Annotated in this window: 1 protein-coding gene; it reads left to right on the forward strand. The window is 63.6% G+C overall.

Annotation, left to right across the window (positions count from 1 at the left end; translation table 11 throughout):
- Nucleotides 1-145: 145 nt before the first annotated feature.
- On the forward strand, nt 146-1,372 hold the full coding sequence (locus CSE6_RS25895) for an IS4 family transposase (RefSeq protein ID WP_274522639.1): 1,227 nt from the start codon (nt 146-148) through the stop codon (nt 1,370-1,372).
- The last annotated feature ends 14 nt before the right edge of the window (nt 1,373-1,386 follow it).

Consider the following 1,386-nt stretch of genomic DNA (forward strand, 5'->3'; position numbering starts at 1 on the left):
CCTCCCTGGTCCAATCCACCGAACTTAAGCAGGTACAATCCGTAAGTCATTGATTTTGTTTGATTTTCTTCTGAGGTTGGCATGATTTCTGCCTCAATACTGTGATTTTGCACAGTCCACCATCCTGACCGATTTTTCTGATCACCTGCACAGCCCGGCCTTTGCCGAGATGGCCCGCAGCCCCGATCACCCCCAGGCTTTCACCCGCGCCCGCAAGCTGCCTTTGCCCACGCTCCTGGGCGCCCTGCTCAGCTTTCGGGGCGCCAGCGTGCAAAGCGAACTCGATGCCTTCTTTGCCAGCCTCGGGTCTGTCACAAGCACCGCCGATCTGGTCTCTGATCGCGCCCTGGCCAAGGCCCGCTCCAAACTGCATGTACCCGCCCTGTGGGCGCTCAATGAGCGTTTGATCACCGCTGTAGAAGCCAGGGGCCAGTTGCACCTGTTCAAGGGCCGCCGCCTGGTCTGCGCCGATGGCACGCTGCTCGCTCCCGCCCAGCGTGCTTGTCTGCGCACCCGCTCGCTGGCCGCGCCCGTTCAGCGCGCCCTGGGCCTGTACCTGCCGAGCAACGATCTGATGCTGCATGTGGCCGTAGGTACCGAACTTGAGGGCGAGCGCCAGATGCTCTTTGACCAGCTTGATCGGCTGCGCCGGGGTGATGTGCTGATCCTGGACCGAGGCTATCCAGCCTCCTGGCTGGTGCAGGCGCTGGCACAGCGCGGCATTGACTTTGTCATCCGCTGCGACAGTACCCACGGCTGGGGCGCTGCGCGCAGCTTCCTGCGCAGTGACCACAGCGAATGCTGGAGCTGGCTCTCGCCCAGCGATGCGCAACAGGCCAGCACGTGGGAGCTGGATGGGCCGGCGTGTATGCACGCTCGTCTGGTGCGCCACGTCAGCTCCAGCGGGCGCACCCGGGTGCTGCTGACATCCCTGACCGAGGACGTGGCCTCGGTGGCCGAGTTGGCCGATCTGTATCACGGGCGCTGGCGCATCGAAGAGGCGTTCAAACGCCTGAAGCACCGGCTGGGCCTGGAGAGTGTCAGCGGGCTGAGCCAGCATGCCTTGCTGGTGGATCTGGCCACCAAGGTGCTGGCGGACAATCTGGCGGCGCTGCTCAATCGGGCGGTGCCCATGGCCTCGGGCGAGCCCGAGGGCGTGAGACGACAGGTCAACCGTGCGGCAGCAGCCAAACTGTTCTCGCGCAGCATTGGCTCCATGCTGCTCATTGCGGGCGGGATCGCTCAAGGCATTCATGACTGGGTGATCACGCTCTCGCGCTGCTGGACTCGACACATCCCTGGCCGATCCCGGCCCAGAAACCCCACTCACACCAAGCCTCATCCTTCGCAGTCATACAAGCGAGCGGCTTAAGTTCGGTGGATTGC

It is taken from the genome of Comamonas sp. E6 (assembly GCF_001010305.1).
Lineage (GTDB): Bacteria > Pseudomonadota > Gammaproteobacteria > Burkholderiales > Burkholderiaceae_C > Comamonas > Comamonas thiooxydans.